The 16667-nt window shown below is 61.6% G+C and carries 15 protein-coding genes and 1 pseudogene; 11 read left to right on the top strand and 5 right to left on the bottom strand.

The genetic code is table 11. The features are described 5' to 3' along the window. Nucleotides 1-315, bottom strand: a pseudogene (locus tag MKK51_RS22130) (porin); the annotation flags it as partial. A 514-nt stretch (nucleotides 316-829) separates the two neighbouring features. Between MKK51_RS22130 and MKK51_RS22125 the strand changes: the two are divergent. The 5 genes from MKK51_RS22125 (at nucleotide 830) to urtE (ending at nucleotide 5723) form a co-directional block, all read left to right on the top strand. Beyond that, nucleotides 830-2140 (top strand): transporter substrate-binding domain-containing protein, encoded by a 1311-nt coding sequence (locus tag MKK51_RS22125; RefSeq protein WP_243980995.1) that lies wholly within the window; start codon nucleotides 830-832, stop codon nucleotides 2138-2140. Between the two features lie 110 nt (nucleotides 2141-2250). Continuing rightward, nucleotides 2251-3135: an urea ABC transporter permease subunit UrtB gene (urtB, locus tag MKK51_RS22120; protein WP_243980993.1), complete on the top strand. Its 885-nt coding sequence runs from the start codon at nucleotides 2251-2253 to the stop codon at nucleotides 3133-3135. A 26-nt stretch (nucleotides 3136-3161) separates the two neighbouring features. Next, a complete protein-coding gene (gene urtC, locus MKK51_RS22115) occupies nucleotides 3162-4271 on the top strand; it encodes an urea ABC transporter permease subunit UrtC (RefSeq protein ID WP_243980991.1) in 1110 nt (369 codons plus the stop codon). Nucleotides 4272-4281: 10 nt separating this feature from the next. After that, on the top strand, nucleotides 4282-5022 hold the full coding sequence (gene urtD / locus MKK51_RS22110; protein WP_036266031.1) for an urea ABC transporter ATP-binding protein UrtD: 741 nt from the start codon (nucleotides 4282-4284) through the stop codon (nucleotides 5020-5022). Nucleotides 5023-5024: 2 nt separating this feature from the next. Continuing rightward, nucleotides 5025-5723: an urea ABC transporter ATP-binding subunit UrtE gene (urtE, locus tag MKK51_RS22105; protein WP_027171712.1), complete on the top strand. Its 699-nt coding sequence runs from the start codon at nucleotides 5025-5027 to the stop codon at nucleotides 5721-5723. Between the two features lie 12 nt (nucleotides 5724-5735). On the opposite strand, the gene MKK51_RS22100 is transcribed toward urtE, so the two are convergent. The 3 genes from MKK51_RS22100 to MKK51_RS22090 are packed head-to-tail and all read right to left on the bottom strand — an operon-like array spanning nucleotide 5736 to nucleotide 9271. Then, a complete protein-coding gene (locus MKK51_RS22100; protein WP_313898830.1) occupies nucleotides 5736-7019 on the bottom strand; it encodes an ABC transporter substrate-binding protein in 1284 nt (427 codons plus the stop codon). A 22-nt stretch (nucleotides 7020-7041) separates the two neighbouring features. Continuing rightward, complete coding sequence (locus MKK51_RS22095; protein ID WP_243980987.1) at nucleotides 7042-8589, bottom strand: ATP-binding protein; 1548 nt, start codon at nucleotides 8587-8589, stop codon at nucleotides 7042-7044. Next, on the bottom strand, nucleotides 8582-9271 hold the full coding sequence (locus tag MKK51_RS22090; RefSeq protein ID WP_027171714.1) for a response regulator: 690 nt from the start codon (nucleotides 9269-9271) through the stop codon (nucleotides 8582-8584). Before MKK51_RS22090 ends, MKK51_RS22095 begins: the two co-directional genes overlap by 8 nt. An 837-nt stretch (nucleotides 9272-10108) precedes the next feature. Here MKK51_RS22090 and MKK51_RS22085 point away from each other — a divergent pair. The 6 genes from MKK51_RS22085 to MKK51_RS22060 all read left to right on the top strand — a co-directional run bounded on the left by MKK51_RS22085 (nucleotide 10109) and on the right by MKK51_RS22060 (nucleotide 16014). Continuing rightward, on the top strand, nucleotides 10109-10549 hold the full coding sequence (locus MKK51_RS22085; protein WP_027171715.1) for a hypothetical protein: 441 nt from the start codon (nucleotides 10109-10111) through the stop codon (nucleotides 10547-10549). A 106-nt stretch (nucleotides 10550-10655) separates the two neighbouring features. Next, nucleotides 10656-13088, top strand: coding sequence for a LamG domain-containing protein (locus tag MKK51_RS22080; protein ID WP_243980985.1), 2433 nt, complete (start codon nucleotides 10656-10658; stop codon nucleotides 13086-13088). Nucleotides 13089-13217: 129 nt separating this feature from the next. Continuing rightward, a complete protein-coding gene (locus MKK51_RS22075) occupies nucleotides 13218-14342 on the top strand; it encodes a hypothetical protein (protein ID WP_243980983.1) in 1125 nt (374 codons plus the stop codon). Between the two features lie 10 nt (nucleotides 14343-14352). Continuing rightward, on the top strand, nucleotides 14353-15045 hold the full coding sequence (locus MKK51_RS22070) for a tetratricopeptide repeat protein (RefSeq protein WP_243980982.1): 693 nt from the start codon (nucleotides 14353-14355) through the stop codon (nucleotides 15043-15045). 4 nt (nucleotides 15046-15049) lie between these two features. Beyond that, entirely contained in the window at nucleotides 15050-15343 is a 294-nt protein-coding gene (locus tag MKK51_RS22065; RefSeq protein ID WP_027171719.1) for a hypothetical protein, read from the top strand. A gap of 254 nt (nucleotides 15344-15597) precedes the next feature. Then, a complete protein-coding gene (locus tag MKK51_RS22060; protein ID WP_243980980.1) occupies nucleotides 15598-16014 on the top strand; it encodes an ester cyclase in 417 nt (138 codons plus the stop codon). A gap of 381 nt (nucleotides 16015-16395) precedes the next feature. On the opposite strand, the gene MKK51_RS22055 is transcribed toward MKK51_RS22060, so the two are convergent. Next, nucleotides 16396-16667: Rid family hydrolase (locus MKK51_RS22055; RefSeq protein WP_243980978.1), on the bottom strand; the 272-nt coding region annotated here is incomplete at its 5' end.

Below are 16667 nucleotides of genomic sequence, written 5' to 3'. Positions count from 1 at the left end.
GCCGGTGCGCAGGCCGGCGCTCGGATTGGCCTGGTAGAAGTCGTAGATGTTGACGTCGAAGGTCAGTCCCCGCGCCGCCATGTCGGTGGCCCAGGGCGCGAGGGGCCCGGTGCGGACGGGATCGGCGGGTTTCGAGGCGACCTCACGGGTGGTGCGCGGCTGCGTCTGGACGTTGAACTCGCCCACCGGGGACGCCGTCTGCGCCTGCGCTCCCGAGGCTGATAGCCCCAGTATCGCAGCCGCAACCGACCGGATGAAGTGCTTCCTCGTCGGGGAGCGTGTTGAGCCGTGATCGATTATTCGATAGATCTTCATTGTCTCATGCCCTCCGGAAGATCGACCAGACAGCCGTGATTATGGCCCGATGCCGCAGAGTGCCGCGCCGGGTCGATCCGTCTCTCTATTGGTCGTTCGGTGCTTCTCCGGATGGTTGCCCCGCCACACCCAACTTCGCGGTCCTCGCGAATTCAGACATGAACACACACCCGAGTTGGTTCCACCTGTGGCTGCAAGATTCAGGTACACATCGCTTTAAGCCATGCGTCGCCTGGCCGGCATGACTTTAAAGCTCGCATCGCGAAGCTCGAACCGTCAACAGCTTCGTCTACGATCCTGAATAGCGGAGCACATCTCTTGCAAATATGACACGCTATATTTGACGTTGCCTGTTTTTCGGGCAGCGGAAGCATAGCGTTTTTCCAGGCTGCGCGTTGACTGATTGGACCGTCACGTGTCAGCCTTTCTCATCAAGACCAATTAGTGCCGGAGACGCAACGCCTGTTTGCTCGCATTGCGCGGGCCGCTGCCGGCTGTCTTGCAGGAGACGAAGATGGACATCACGCGTCGTAAAATATTGAAAGGGTCGACGCTGGCTGCGGCAGCGGCTGTTGCTCCGCATCTGTGGCTTCCGACCTCTCGGGAAGCCTGGGGCGCAACGCTGAAGAAGGGCGAACCCATCAAGGTCGGCCTGTTATTCTCTCTGACCGGTCAGCTAGCAGTGCCGGAAGAAGACTCGACCCTCGTGATGCAGTACGCGATCGAGGAGATTAACAAGAACGGTGGTATTGCCGGCCACGAAATCAAGCCGGTTATCATCGACGCAAAGTCAGACTTCAATGTTTATTCAGAGAAGGCAAAAGAGCTGATCATGCGCGAGAAGGTGATCGCGCTGTTTGGTTGCTACACCTCGGCCAGCCGCAAGGCGATCCTGCCGATCGTCATGCAGCAGAATAGCCTGCTCTACTATCCAACCTGCTACGAAGGTGCGGAGTGTACCCAGAACACGATCTGCACGGGTCCGCTGGCGAACCAGCATTCGAAAGACCTGATACCATTCATGGTCAAGAACTTCGGCAAGAAGTGTTTCTTCGTCGGATCGAACTACGTCTGGCCAAAGGAATCCAACAAGAACGCCAAACTCTGGCTCCAGAATGCCGGCGGTGAGCTCCTCGGCGAAGAGTACATCCCCCTCGGAAGCTCGGAGTTCGGTCCGGTACTGAACAAGATCCGCGAGGCCAAGCCGAACTTTATCTTCTCGACAGTCGTCGGCGCATCCGACATTGCCTTCCACAAGCAGTTCAAGCAGGAGGGCTTTAAAGTCGATGCGATGCCGATCGCCTCACTGACCACCGGCGAGATCGAGACCAAGGCTATGGGCGCCGATGTCGGCGCGGGCCACTTCCTGTCCGCGCCGTACTTCCAGACGCTCGAAAATCCGACTAACGCGAAGTTCGTTGAGAATTTCCTCAAGAGCAAATACGGGAAGAACGGCAGCACGCACTACAACATGGAAGAGACCTACCTTTCGGCCTACGTCTTCAAGTACGGTCTCGAAAAGGCCCTCAAGAAGACGGGAAACATTGAAGAGGTCACGTCGCGGATGATCCGCGACGTCAGCGGCGGCATCCGCGTCGAGGACGACGTATCGCCGGAAGGCCTAATCTGGATCGACGGCGACAACTTCAATACTTGGCTGAAGCCCAAGATCGGCCAGTGTCAGGCCGACGGTAGCTTCAAGACCGTGGACCAAGCCTCAGAGCACGTCGCGCCGGACCCGTACTCGATCTACCCGAATTCTGGGAAGTGCACGGCCGACGGACTCGTCGCGCCCGACGGCAAGGTCCGCAAGAACGTGATCTGATCGCCGATACGACACCTCCAGCCTCGGAGGAGCGACTCTAACGAGGCTGGCATATGCATGGTCGGCATTGTCAGTGCCGGTCGAATTCAAAATGAACTGCTGGACGCATCATGCCCCATATCGAATTCGCGTCCGTCGTGAACGCGCTGATCCTCGGTTTAAGCATCGCCAGTATTTGGCTGATCGCGGCGATCGGACTGACGATCATCTACGGAACCGTCGGCGTCATCAACATGGCCCATGGCGAGTTCATCATGCTCGGCGCTTATACGTCCTACATGCTGCAAAGCGTCTTCGGCTTACCGTTCCTACTCTGTATCCCCGCCTCCTTCATTGTCGTGGCGGCGATTGGGGTGGTGATCGAGAGGGGCCTGATCAGATACCTCTACAATCGCCCGCTCGATACTCTGCTTGCGACATGGGGCGTTTCGCTGGTGTTGATGCAGGGTGTGCGGATCCTCTTCGGTAGCGACCCGAAATACGTTGCGGTTCCAGAGATTTTCCAAAGCAACGTCGAGTTCGGCTTTGTCAACCTCTCAGTGCTTCGGATCTTCATCTTCGGCGTCACGGCCACGGTCGTCGCCGGCACTGTCTATCTCTTCTACCGGACGCGGTTTGGCATGCAGGTGCGTGCCGTGATGCAGAACAAGGAGATGGCCGCCTCCTTTGGCATCGACGCGGACCGCGTCTACATGACTACGTTCGCCATTGGGGCCGGCCTCGCGGGCATGGCCGGGTGCCTGTTCGGCGTGCTGGCTATCGTCCTCCCGACAATGGGCACGTCCTATGTCGTCCAGGCCTTCCTCGTAGTCGTCGTCGGCGGCGGCACCCTGGTCGGTAGCGTCGCGGCCTCCGGCCTGACGGGCGAGCTGCAGTCCATCTTCGCGATGGTCTCGAACGATACCTTCGCGCGCTTCCTTCTCTACGTGCTCATCGTCGTCTTCCTGCGGTTTCGCCCGCGCGGCCTCTTCGCTGTCGCCAAGGCCCGCCGTTAAATTTCCAGAAAGATCAGTACAGACCGATGACCCAGAACCTATACCACAACAAGACGGCTCAGTGGATGGTCTACGCCGTCTTCTTTATGTGCCTCTTCGCTGTACCGACCATCGTGAGCGATGGTTTCCTGCTAAACCAGTTCGCGACCTACGGTGTCTATGCAATGCTGGCTCTTTCGATCAGCCTGTGCTGGGGCTTCGGCGGTATCCTGAACCTCGGTCAGGGTATCGCCTTCGGCCTGGCTGCCTACGGCATGGCCATGACCATGCAGATGCAGTCGCAGGACGCCTCGAACCCCCTGCCGCCGTTCATGGCCAATAACAGTCTCGACCATCTGCCGTTCTTCTGGGAGCCCTTCTGGAGCACGGGCTTCGGCATCGTCCTGGCGCTGTTGGTGCCAACGCTTTTCTACGTGATCTTCGGAAGTCTGATGTTCCGTGCCCGTGTCTCCGGACCGTTCATCGCGATCATGACGCTGGCTATGCTCAGCGCGCTCTATACCTTAATTCTCGACATGCAGCCCTACACCAACGGTGTAAACGGCATCTCGCCTCCTGCCGCCCTCCAGATCTTTGGCACCGAGATCGATCCCTACAGCACGAAGGCATACTGGACCGTCGTCGCTCTACTCCTCCTGACGACAGTTGCCTCAAAGTTGCTGACGCAGAGCAAGTTCGGACTCATTGTCCAGTCCCTCCGAGGCGACCCGGAGCGTGTGCGCTTCCTAGGCTACGATGTCGCCTTCTACGAGACGGTAATTTACACTGTTTCCGGGCTGATCGCGGCGATTGCTGGCTGCCTCTGGGTCATGCTGGTCCAGTACGTGTCGCCCGCCCAACTCGACGTGAACTTTAGTATCACCATGGTGATCTGGGCCGGGATCGGCGGACGGCTGTCCCTACTTGGCGCAATCCTCGGCGCGCTCATGATCCAGGGCGGGCAGAGCTACCTGGGCGACCAGTTCCTCAACACTTGGCTCCTATTACTTGGCGGCTTCTTTATCCTGGTCGTCCGTTTTCTGCCGCGCGGGTTGGCCGGCCTGCTTGAGAAGGTGCTCGGTATGATGGCCGGTCGCCAACGCCGTGGCCCTGATCCCATTGCACCGCCTCGTATCGTCGGCGCTCCAGCGAAGTAAGGACAAGGCAATGGGCGTTCTAGAGATCCACAATCTGCACAAGAGCTTCGGTGGCACGCACGTTATTAACGACTTCAGCCTCGACGTGACGGAGCTGACCCTGTGCTGTCTCGTCGGCCCCAACGGCGCCGGCAAGACCACGACGATGGACCTGATCACCGGACGCCAGAAGCCCAGCTCGGGAAAGATCGTCCTTCGCAACGATGACATCACCGGACTCGGCGAACATGAAATCGCCCAGCGGGGGATCGGTAGGAAATTTCAGGTTCCGGCGGTGTTCCGTGAGTTGAGCGTGCGCCAGAACTTTGAGGTGTCGTATTCGCGGGAAGTCAATCCGTTTCGGAACATGTTCCGGCGCCAGCCGGCTGGGTTCAAGGCGCAGCTCGACGAAGTCGCGACATTGACCGGCCTGAAGGATCGGCTCGATGTCGAGGCGGGCGTCCTCTCCCACGGCGAAACGCAATGGCTCGAGATCGGCATGGTTGTGATGCAGAATCCAGCCATCCTGCTGCTCGACGAACCCGTTGCCGGGATGACAGAGTCGGAGATCGAGAAGACGATCGTCTTTCTCAATCAACTTAAGAAGAACCACACCCTCATCGTCGTCGAGCACGATATGAGCTTCGTGCGCGAGATCGCGGACGTAGTGACTGTGATGCACATGGGCAGCTTCCTTGCCCAGGGAAAGCTCAGTGAGATCGAGAGCAACCCGAAGGTGCGGGAAGTCTATCTCGGCGAACCGGAGATCTGACCGTGCTACTCTCGCTTGAAAACGTCACCTCCTATTATGGCAAGACGCCGATCTTGAAGGACGTCGGCTTCGATCTGCCGGAGGGGCAGTGTTTGTGCGTTCTTGGCCGTAACGGCGTCGGCAAGACAACGCTGTTGCGCACCATCATGGGTCTCACGGATCGGTCGAACGGCGAGATCCGGATCTCGGGCGATGCGATCGGTCGGGCTCCTACCTACAAGCGCGCCAAATACGGCCTAGGCTACATCCCGCAGGGGCGCCAGATCCTGCCGCACTTCACGGTCAAGGAGAACATCTTGCTCGGGACGTTTGCGCGCACCGACGGCAAGCAAGAAATGCCGGAACTCTGCCTGAGCCTCTTCCCCTATCTCGCCCAGAACCTGCACCGAAAGGCGGGGCTCCTCTCCGGAGGCCAGCAGCAGCAACTGGCGATCGCCCGCGCGCTCGCGACCAATCCGCGAATCCTCCTGCTCGACGAGCCGACGGAAGGCATTCAGCCGAACATCGTCGCGGAGATCGGCCAAACGCTCCGTCGCCTGAACAAGGAGTTCGGCATCACGCTGGTCCTGACTGAGCAGCATATCAAGGTGGCGCGCAAACTCGGCGATGCCTTCCTGATGATGGAGAATGGCCGCATCGTCGCGCGTGGCCCGATTGGCGAGATGACCGACGACCTCATCAACCGCCACATGACGATCTAACTAGTGGTGACGTCACGCGCCTCCGCCCGGCCTTCCCGGGCCCAGACCATTGGCGGAGGCGGGCTTCTGCAGTCCGCCGCGCCGGCTCATCCAGGGCGGCAGGATGAAGCGCTCGGTGTTGTATGGCTCCGGCGCGATCATCGAGAGCGGCTTCCGGTGGTCGTGGATCTGATAGAAGATGTGCGGCATGCCGAGTGACGGGTCGTGGGTGACGACCGGATAGGGCACTGCGGCCTGCCAATCGGGATGATAGCGGATCGTGCCGTGCACGCTCCGATAGATCATGCCCTTAAGCGCCCTTGCGACTCTGCGGTTCTGCTCGAAATCACCGGGAGCTCCCGAACCGCCGGCCATGGCGGCGGCGACGGCGTAGTGGTGCATGTTACTGTAGGATTGGCATCCAATCGTCGCGCTGGCGCCCTCGCCGAAGCGAGCATTGTATCGGGCCTCGAAGCTCTTCCCGACCTCGTCACGCAGGAGGCCGATTACGGAAGAGACGATGATGCCGACGCTCGCTTCCTGGGCGATGTCGGCAAACGTCCGGTGCATCGCCCCGTACTGCAGATAGACGAGGCAGTCGATCGGGTTCTCCATGAACTGCCGCTGGAAATAAGCGAGATCGCCCGCGTAGAAGTGCGTGTTCGCGACAACGGCCGGATTGGTCGCGCGAACCTCGTCGATGACCTGCCGCCATTCGGTCGTCGGCGTTTGCACGATCTTGGGACCGAAGCAGAGGCGCCAGCCGTAATCGACCGCAGCGGCCGCCATCGATTGCGCGATGACGATGCTGTACGGCTTCGACCCGGCGATGATGGCCAGGCGGTCGGAACTCGGCGTCCATTGTCCGGTATCGCGAAGCCACGATATGAATTTGATGAAGCCGGGCCCGTACCAATAGTCGGCCGGATCGGCCATGAAGCATCCGAAGTAGCGCTTCGGATCACTCATGATCGTGTCATGGTGCTGCAGCAGCGTGTTGGCGTGGACGTAGATGATCCCCGCATCGGCAATCGGTTCGTATTCGGAGTTTTGAGGACCGATATTGTAGCCACAGATGATCGCATGCACCCGATGCTTCTCGATCAGCATGCGTGCGGCCCCGACGACCTCCTCGGCGGTCTGCCGGCAGGTATCGGCGAAGATCGGCTGCAACTTGCGCCCGAGCAGTCCGCCTTGCGCGTTCAGCTCCTCGACCGCGAGGGTCATCCCGTTCCGGAATTCTGCGCCATCGGCGGCAGATGGCCCGGTCAGCGGGATCATACTCCCAATCGGGATCGGCGGCAGTTCGACGGACACTCGCTTGGCCCCACGTTATCGATCAGTCCGGCCGGCGGATTTGCTCAGGCTCGAACAGTAGATTGTGCATTAAGACGCGCAGACGCGGCGGGCTGGCCGGCTTGATCAGAACCGGCAGGCCGGCCTCTCGAATGCCGTTGAGAACCTTCGGCTCGGCGTCAGCCGTGACGATGAAGGCGGGCGTCTCCGTCCCGAAGGCTTTTCGCAACTCGCGCACCACCTCGAGGCCTGTCCGGCTGGTCAGGTTATAGTCGGCGATGATCAGGCGGACCTGCGCGCCGCCTCGCGCCAGCCGTAGGGCTTCGTCCTCGTTCGCGGCAGCGTGAACCTCGATGCCCCATCGCTGGAGCAACTGCGTCATGCTCCGGCGCAGAATGTCGTCATCCTCCACCAGGAGAACCGGAACGCCGACGAACTCGCCGGCGACGGCCTCGCTGATCTCGGCATCCCCGCCTTCGCTGTGCCAGATGTTGCCAAAGGGCACGGTCACCGAAAAGATCGAGCCGTGGCCCGAACGGGACCTCAGGCCCACTGGGAGTTCCAGCAAGTCGGCGAGCCGCCTGACGATGTTCAACCCGAGACCGAGCCCCGTCTTCTCGCTGCGCCGCTCGTCCGTGACGCGGTAGAATTCGTCGAAGACACGCTCACGATCAGCGTCTTTAATGCCACGCCCGGTATCGACGATCTCCACCCGTAGGAGTTTTCCCTCTTTGCGGCAGCCAATCACCACTCCGCCGACCTCTGTGAAACGGATGGCGTTGGCGACGAAGTTGCTGAGTATGCGCTCAAGCAAGGCCCGGTCCGTCGCGACCGTGTCGCGCGGCGTGACGAAGCGCAGCCTCAGGCCCTTCTCCTCGGCCTGATGTCGAAACTGGATGTTGAGGCGCTCGAAGAGCTGGGAGAGTTGGAAGCTCGTGACGCGCGGCTTGATCCGCCCCGCATCGAGCTGTCCGATCTGGAGCAGCGCTCCGAGTAGGTCTTCCATAATGAGCGCCGCCACGCTCATCGCGTGAAGCATCTCTGCACGCGTCTCCTCATCGGCCTCGCGCATGCAGCTGTAGATGAGGATTTTAAGCGATGCGAGCGGCTGGCGCAGGTCGTGGTTGGCTGCCCGCAGGAAGCGCGACTTCGCCTCGTCGGTAGCTTCGGCTGTCTCCTTGGCCTCGCGAAGGGCGTGCTCGTTCCTCTTCGTCGTGGTGACGTCGGAATAGGTCGCCGCCATGCCACCGTCGCGCGTTGGACGCTGCGTCACGTTCATGACGAGGCCGGCAGCGAGGATATAGTCGGCTGATTTCTCCTGTCCGAAATCCGCAATCTCCTCCCGAACCCAACGGTTGGGATCCTCGAGTACGACCTCCCGTGAGTGGGCGAGGCGGATCACGAAGTCGTCGAATAGCTCGCCAAAAGCCGGGGCGATGCCAAGCGTGCGGCGGAGCGTTTCGTTCACGTGGACGAGGCGCCGGTCCGGCCGCCAGATCGTGATCCCGCTGGGCAGCGCGTCCAGTCCCGCCAGGACCGCGGGGTCCAGGGCAGGGGGGATGTCCGTTTCGTGATCGGCCTTTTCAGCCACGATCCCTCGCGGCCAGCGGGCCGAAATGCCGGATTGCGTAATGCACCGCTTCGGCGCGATCGCGCATGTTCAGGCCCTTCATGATGTTGCCGAGATGGACGCGGACCGTGTGGCTGCTGAGTTCGAGTTCCGATGCAATCCTCTTAACCGAGTAACCCTGACCCAGCAGAAGGAGGATATCCTTCTGGCGATCGGTTAACACGCCCGGGTCGCGCTCAAGCGCAACTCTTTCGGAAGGCAGCTGTACGTAGGAAGGTGTGGCGGAAGAGGCGACGGCGCTTCCCGACCGCTCGATGATGCGCCTCGGGAAGGAAACCTCCCCCTCCAGCACCCGTTCGAGCGCGCGTTCGATCTCCTGACCTCCGGACGATTTCGGGATGTAACCGATCACGCCGTGCCCGAGCGATCTCATGACGTGGTCCACATCCTCGTGAACCGAGATCACGACGACCGGAACGTCGGGAAACGAAGCGCGGAGGCGACGGAGGCCATCGAAATCCGAGAATCCCGGCATGACGAGATCGACGAGAAGCAAGTCCACATCGGGATGAGCTTCGAGAGTTGCTTGAGCCTCGTTGAACGTTTCTGCCTCGAATAGCTCGAGAGATTGTCGAAGGCCCCGCAAAACTTGTTTCAAGGATTCTCGCACGACCCAGTGATCGTCGGCGATGAGTATTTTCATGCGAGCAGGACCGCCCCGTGTCTTAACACTACGCCTAACGTGACAGCGGTACCTCCTGGGAACCACCAACCTAACAGCCTTAACCGCCATGACAGTTTGCTGGCAAGGGGGCGGTGGACAGCGTGAGGCGGGCATCCGTACGAGTTGACTCGCAAGATGCCGAGCATTCCGCAAAAACATCTAGTTACGAATAGCTAAAGCGTCCAATTCCCTCGAGGGTGCCGCCAAGCTCGGTCACTTCGCACGCGGGCAGGCGGCCATGAGGTCCACTCATCGCCGCTTGGTAATGGCCTGGCGACCGTCGGGGATAAGCGGTCGGACCAGGTCGAGCCAGCGCTGAGAACGCCAGTGGATGCAGCTTTGTAAGGTGCTCTACATCCTCGGAAAACAACGCAAGTAGGTTCCCGGTGATTAAGCGCTTTGGCGTATAGTGGGGACCTTCGATCGGCTCGGTGACGTGCCCGCTGAAGAACAGGGCTTCGGGCAGCCGTTCCTTCGAATTGTCGCTGGCTATCCGGGCGTCGGCGAGACTCCACACCGACCCCGCAGATAAAGCGCGGGCCGGCTTTCCGATGAGGGACTGGTCGGCTTCGCCGCGAGCGCTTCTTGCAGTTGCACACCCATCGGCCCTTTTGCACACATAGTGCGCAGAGAATGCTAATTAAAACGTCTAGATGAATTAGTGAAGTTTATTGACGTAACGTCTAAACTGGGCGTAGTTTTTAATTCGCAGAGCTAAACAGAAGGATCGTCCCTTCTGCAATTAAGGGCTGCACTCCGTTCGGTCGTCCTATCACCGCGCCCCAGGTCCCGGGCGCCTCAGCCAAGAGGAACGCAATGGAACCGATTCCTAAAAAGGGCAGCCCGGAGCGCCAGCGTCTGATCGATGAGCACAAGGCGTGCATGGATTCGATGAAGGGCGTAGCCGGAAATTCTGTCCTGCTCTGCGAAACGCCCGGTGACACGACGGTGCTGACCGGTGGTGTGCATGCTGACCCTGTCCTCAAGCGGGTTCTGCTGCGCATGCGGGGCGAGAGCCCAAAGGGTAAGCTTATCGTCATTTGCACGAAGATCGACGGGGAATGGCGGATCGGCAGGTTGTCAGGCGTACGGGGCGTGCCGCCCGAATTCGTTGGCGACAAGATCTACACCGACGAGCAGGAGATCCAGCACGACATCTTCCTGATGCGCCTGGACGAACTTTCGGACAACTACGGCTTCCCGGACGATTTCCATGAAGGCTGGAAACGCAAGGACGACAACTGGCCGATCACCTGATCCGCCACCCGCCGTATCCCCATCACCGAAACCGAACTTGGCCGCGCGTCAGGCCGGAGAGAGCGCTCCCCCGAGGAGAGTTCGCGCCCCATTGAGGATTGGTCCGATGAGTTACATGAGGTTGACCGGATACGCCGACAAATTCGGTGTCCACCCCGGGGATACGATCAAGTTCTACGTAAACTGCGATGGTCCGTCCGAATACAAGGTCGAGATCGTTCAGGTCATCAATGGCGACACCAATCCGCGAGGGCCGGGCTACATCGACAAGCTGATCGATGCGTCGGTGAACGGCACCTACAAGGGCCAGAAGCAGATCATCCACGGTGGCTCGTACGGTTACGTGCCGGATGCTAAGGCCTTCCACGTCGAAAGCTTCACGCTCCAATGCTGGGTCTGGCCTACGGCGCCCAAGACTCATCAGCGCTACTGGAAGCATGGCGCCCAAGGCCTCGTCACCAAATGGGCCAACGATAGCGGCTACGGCCTCTTCATCAACGAGGACGGCTGTCTCGAACTCCGCATCAACGAGCACCGGATCACCACCGGCATCCCGATCCGCGATCACGCCTGGCACTTCTGCGCGGCAACCTTCGATGCCGCGACCGGTGATGTCGTCCTCTATCACGAGCCTCAGGTCGTCTATGCGCTCGATCCCGAGAGCCCGCCGGTCGAGACGAATCTGAAGCTCTCCATCGCCCACGCTCCGATCCCGGTCGCCCTCGCGGCCTATGTGAAGACGCTGGCCCCGGACGATCCGCTCGCCCAGTCCTCAAAGCCGGCCGGAGTGGTCTTCGCCGGCAAGTATAACGGCAAGATCGATAGCCCCCGCATCTGCAATCGGGCGCTGTCGCGCGCGGAGATCGAGATGATGAAGGCCGGTGCGCAGCCGGGCCTGACGGAGCGCCGCAACAGCGGCCCAACGGGCAAGCTCTCCGAATGCATCGTCGCGGCCTGGAACTTCTCGGCCGGCATCGACACGTTGTTCTGTAAGGACGAAGGCCCTTATCGCTTCGACGCGACCCTGGTGAACTGCCCGAATCGGGCCATGACCGGCTACAACTGGTCGGGCCAGAACTTCGACTGGAAGCATGCTCCGCAGGAATACGGCGCGATCAGCTTCCACGACGACGACGTCGACGACGCCCGCTGGGTCTCGAACTTCGAATGGGCGGTGCCCGAGACCGGCGTGAAAAGCCGGTTCTACGGCGCCAAGCTCACCACCTCTGACGGTGACGAGGACTTCATCCCGTTCTGGGTGGTGCCGCGCGTTGGGCAGGAGACGGCCAAGATCGCCGTCATGGTCCCGACCATCAGCTACATGGCCTATGCCAACGAGCACGTGGCCTGCAACGCCGGTGGCGCCGAACTGTTCGTTTATCGCGTGCCGATCATGCAGGAGCAGAACATGTTCCTGTCCGAGCACCGCGAATACGGCGGCTCGATCTACGACACCCACACCGACGGCACCGGGATATCGATTTCGTCGCGCCTGCGGCCGATCCTGTCGATCCGGCCGAAATACGATCACTTCCTGGCGCAGGCCCCGTGGCAATACCCGGCCGATCTTCATCTCATCTACTGGCTGGAGACGATGGGCTACGAATACGACGTCTTCACCGATGAAGACATCACCTATGATGGGCTGGCCCGGATCGAAAACTACAACGTCATCATCACCGGCTCGCATCCGGAGCATAATTCGGGTGCTCAGCTTGATGCGCTCCACAACTATACGCAGCGTGGCGGTCGCCTGATGTATATGGGCGCGGACGCTTGGTACTGGGTCCACTCCTACCATCCCGGCTACGCCGAGAAAGGCCGCGGTATCGTCACCGAGATGCGCCGCTGCGAGTCCGGCATCCGGACCTGGCGCGCGGATCCCGGCGAGTACTATCACCAGGGCACCGGCGAACTCGGCGGCATGTGGCGCTTTCGTGGGCGTTATCTGCACTCAGTGGCGGGGGTCGGCATGTCCTCGGAAGGGTTCGACGTCTCATCTTACTTCTCGCGAACGCCGGACAGCCTCGACGAGCGCGTGGCTTGGGCCTTCGAGGGCATCGGATACGACGAGAAGCTCGGAAATTTCGGTCTCGTCGGTGGCGGTGCTGCCGGTCTCGAGCTCGACATCGTCGATACCATGCTTGGTTCGCCGCCCCATACGCTGGCGGTCGCGACCTCGGCGGGCCGCCACACCGAAGCTTACCTCCTCGTCATGGAGGATTTCGGCTTCAACCAGCAAGGCCTCGACGGAACGACCCATCCGCGCGTGCGTGGCGACATCGCCTTCCACGAGACGCCGAACGGGGGCGGCTGCTTCGCCTTCTCGTCAATCGCGTTCTGCGGCTCGCTGCCCTGGAACAATTGCGACAACAACATCTCGCGGCTCGTGAAGAACGTGCTCGACCGCTTCTCGACGAACGGGCCGCTGCCCGCTCCGCCGGCCAATGCGATCAAGCACCGCGGCCGCGCGGATTATGATCCGACCACAATTGAGCACCAGAGCCGCAAAGCCCGCGGCGAGCCGCTACCGGCCTGATCCCCACGATCGATCTCTGGGCCCTCTATGGGGCTCAGAGTGAGGACGGGAGGCGTGCAAGCCCCGCACGCCTCTCGTCCAACCCCTCTCGCCAGCGCTACCCTCCGGATGCCTGCTGCAGGAATGCCGATGTCCGTCAGATCGCTCCCGGCTGCCCCGCACAACATGCCAGCGGCCGGCTTCGTTACGGACCGCCCCGATCTCGGCTATGCCGCGGAAGGTTGGGATCTCTCCGATCCCGCCTTCTTCGCAGAGGCGCTGGATCCGGCCGAGCCGCATCATCTTCCGCCGACGGCGTATCGCTCGCTCGCCTTCGCCAACCTCGAAGACGATGCCATCTGGACGCGGAACTGGGTCTGTATCGGGACGCAGGAGGAAATTCCGAGGACGAACGATCTGCTGCCCTTCACGGTCGGACATCATGGCGTTCACGTGCAGCGCCGCGCAGATGGCGGCCTGGTGGGGCGTTTCAACAAGGCTCAGCACGGCGGCTGCCGCGCGGTGCCGCTTCAGTGCCAGACGGGTACCAAGACCCGCTGCTCATTCACTGCCTGCGGCTATAGCCGCGACGGCCTCCCGCTCTCGGCCGCACCGGATGGCGGCCCGACGCCGGCCATGCACCAGTATCTCGGCCTGCGCCCGGAACGTCTGCTTCCCGTCGCTGTGCGGACCTCCGGGTCGATGATTTTCGTCAACCTGGATGCCGGCACCACCTCGGAGCCGCTACAGAACCTCGCCTTCGAGGACGAGACCTCCCGCCCCGTCGGGACGGTGCTAACCTTTCGTCGCACGTACCCGGCCAACTGGAAGCTTGTCCTAGGGGCGCTCGCGGGCGGCGAGGTCGCCTTGCCGACGAGTGACAGCTTATGGCTGACAACGACGCTGAGGGACGGCAGGCTCGCCGAGGCCCGGATACTGTTTCCGAATCTCATCCTGTTTTCGTCGCCCGGCGAGACCTGTGGCGTCATCGTGCAGCCCACCGCCCTTGGCGAGACCCTGTGCCGGGTCGCCTTGTTCGGAAACCGGGCACGGGGCGCGGGCGACTGGCTCGCCGAAATCGATGCTCGCGTCTGGCGCACCACCGAGCTTCAACGAGACCTCGACGTCCGGGAGGCAAATCCGGCCCGCCGACACCCTCTCCCCAACGCGGCCGAGCGCTGGCTCCACAGGCGTCTGGCCGCTGCCGTCAAGGCACGGCCCCGCATCGAGGCGACTGAACCCCTCTACGCGACGGCAATAGGCAGAAGGCGCTGAGCCCATGAGCATGTCACCGGAACGGACATTACCAGCATCCTGCGCCGAAGGAGACCTCGGAAAGGCCATCGACGCGTTTCGCGCCGGCTCCTACACCGAGTCCCTCTCGCGATTGCGGCCCCTCGCTGAGGCTGGCGTTGCCGAGGCGCAGGCATGGCTTGGGGCGCACTACGCCAACGGCTTCGGCGTGGACTCGTCCCTCTCCGAAGCGTTCGGCTGGTACCGGCGTGCCGCCGAAGGAGGCAACGTGGCCGCCGCGACTAATGTCGGCGCGATGCTCGCCATGGGCCAGGGGGTTGCGCAGGATCGCGGCGAGGGCGCGCGCTGGCTCGAACGTGCTGCTTCCGGCGGCGACGTGATGGCGCAGTACAATCTCGCGACGATGCTGGCAAAGGGCGATGGCTTGCCGGCGGACCCCGTACGCGCTGCCTTGCTCTATCGGTCTGCCGCCGAGGCCGGTCACTATCCGGCTCAGGCGCGCCTCGGGCACCTCTACGCGAATGGCATTGGCGTTGGAAAGGACCGGGTGGAGGCCTTCGCTTGGCTTTCTCTGGCTGCCCAGCATGGCGTCGGCACGGCGCTCAACGCCCTTGAGGCCATCATCAAGGAGATGTCTGCCGACGAGAAGCGCACAGGCATGACGCGCATGCAGGGCCGTCGCATCGGTCCGGTCGATGCCCGCATCAATCCGATCCCAGGTTGAGCCGATGATTTACAGCGTTCAGCAGATCAAGTTCGAGTTCGCCACCTACGTCAAAGAGTTCGGCGCCGATTTTGCCGGATGGTCGGTGGGCGTTGCGGATGATGCCCGTCAAGCCCTGTTCCGCGAGAACGGCGTGGACGAGGCCGGTGACGTCTGGCTCTGGAAACAAGCGCTCACCCCCACGGCCGCCGCCATGGTCCGGTCCTGGCTGGTCGATCGTCATGGGGTCTCGAATGTCTCCGCCGAGGCCTCTGGTGCTGAGGTCTTCATATTCAAGCGGCACTGTGCGGAAAATTGATAAGCCCTCGGCTAATCGCCGTCTTTGGGCGAAGCAGTGTGGGCTACGGCACGTCGTTCTCGGACAACCTCGTTGAGGTCGCCCGGGCGAGTTAGCGGAACGAAGGCCAACGCAGGCGTCCTTCCGGGGGACCTGTGTCTACGGCCTTGTTCCGTTCGATGAAGGCTCACGAGGCGAGCCTTTATGCGGCATACCCCCGGACGGGCATCCGCGACAGGCGGCGTCCGAAGCGATAGCAAAGGAATGACTCCGACATGAGCAACATCGCGACGGTTGCGAAGGCCTTCTTCGATGCCTGCGAGACAGGTGGTGGCTGGGAGGCATGCGAGCGCTATTGCACTCCTGACGCGACCTTCTCGGCCCAAGCCGACGCCTTGGCCGGTGTCACCTCGCTACGGGACTATACGGATTGGATGAAGGGGCTTCTGACCTTCATCCCCGACGGTCGGTACGAGGTGAAATCCTTCGCCACGGACGAGGTGCGCCGGAACGTAGCGGCATACGGTATCTTCCGCGGAACCCATACCGGGGAAGGCGGTCCGTGCCCACCGACGGGCAAGAGCACGTCGACCGACTACGTCTACGTGATGCAGTTCGAGGGCGACAGGATCGTTGGGATGACGAAGATCTGGAACGACGCCCAGGCGGTAAGGGCGCTTGGTTGGGCATAGCTCTCAAAGTGGCGCGCCTCATCCTCCAACAAGCAGTATGACGAGGCCGCCATGCGTTAGCATTCAAGCCTCATCAGCGAGAGGCAGCTTTCCTTGTAGCTAGTTCCGAAAGCGGATGGGCAAAAATCCACCCATGCCGGTCGTAGAGCGGACGGATGGTTCCCGACCCGACGCTGTCGTTCCAGCGCGGCCGTGCGGCTCCCAGAAGCGGCCGTATGTTTCGCTGCTACTCTGGCCCTGATGCGCCCGACCCCTTCATTTGAAGATTGGGAGCAGCCGTTGAAATCCGTCTCATCGACGGTGCTCCTGACTGGTGTCGGGCCCGGAGAGGAACAGGCGGCTCGGCACTCCTTCCCGGCATCGTCAAAGCCGAACACTGATTCAGACCGGGGTGGGAAGACGGGCAATGACCTTGATCTCGAAGTCGAAGCCCGCAAGCCAAGCCACGCCGACGGCGGTCCAGTTCGGATAGGGGGGCTCGCCTATCATCACGTCGCGTACCGCCATCACCTTGTCGAATTGCGTTTCAGGGTCGGTGTGGAAGGTCGTCACGTCCACCACGTCGTCGAAACTGCAGCCGGCCGCCGCGAGCACGGCGTTCAGCCTGTCGAAGGCGCGGCGAACCTGTGCGCTGAAATCCGGTTCGGGCGAGC

This window comes from Methylobacterium sp. E-045, assembly GCF_022829685.1.
Lineage (GTDB): Bacteria > Pseudomonadota > Alphaproteobacteria > Rhizobiales > Beijerinckiaceae > Methylobacterium.
The sequence above is the reverse complement of the archived record's forward strand: the minus strand, read 5'-3'. Positions and strand labels throughout refer to the sequence as shown.